The 535-nt window shown below is 44.5% G+C and carries 1 pseudogene; it reads left to right on the top strand.

What is annotated here, in order from left to right:
• Window positions 1–535 (top strand): annotated as a pseudogene (locus tag AB4496_RS22615) (lauroyl-Kdo(2)-lipid IV(A) myristoyltransferase); the annotation flags it as partial.

Here is a 535-nt window from a genome sequence, read left to right on the forward strand (position 1 = left end):
GCTCGTACCTCACTCTTGGTGCATCGACATTCCGGCTATCCTTTTAGCTTCAAGAGGCTTGCCCGTTTCTGCGATGGCAAATAGCCAGAAAAACCCTCTGACCGATTTGCTCATGCACAAGCAAAGAGTTCAGTATGGCGGACGAGTTTATGATCGCAGTGGAGGCATTAAGCCTTTTATCAAATCAGTCAAAGATGGCTACTTGGGATATTACCTGCCAGATCAAGACCATGGCCCAGAGCAAAGTGTATTCTCAGATTTCTTTGCGACTGAAAAAGCAACCTTGCCCGGACTAGGAAAACTAGCAAAAGTAAGCCGAGCGAAGATCGTTCCAACCTTTGCCAGCTATAATATTGAGACGGGTAAATACGAAATTGAAATCAAAGCACCCATTGAGTTATCCGGCGATGAACATCAAGACGCTAGGGCAATGAATGAAGTCGTTGAAGGTTTTGTTAATCCGAAACCTGAGCAGTACATGTGGATTTTAAAGTTATTAAAAACACGTAGGAACGGACAAGACCCATATGTGGGT

Source organism: Vibrio sp. 10N.222.46.A1, from assembly GCF_041473595.1.
GTDB lineage: Bacteria > Pseudomonadota > Gammaproteobacteria > Enterobacterales > Vibrionaceae > Vibrio > Vibrio tasmaniensis_A.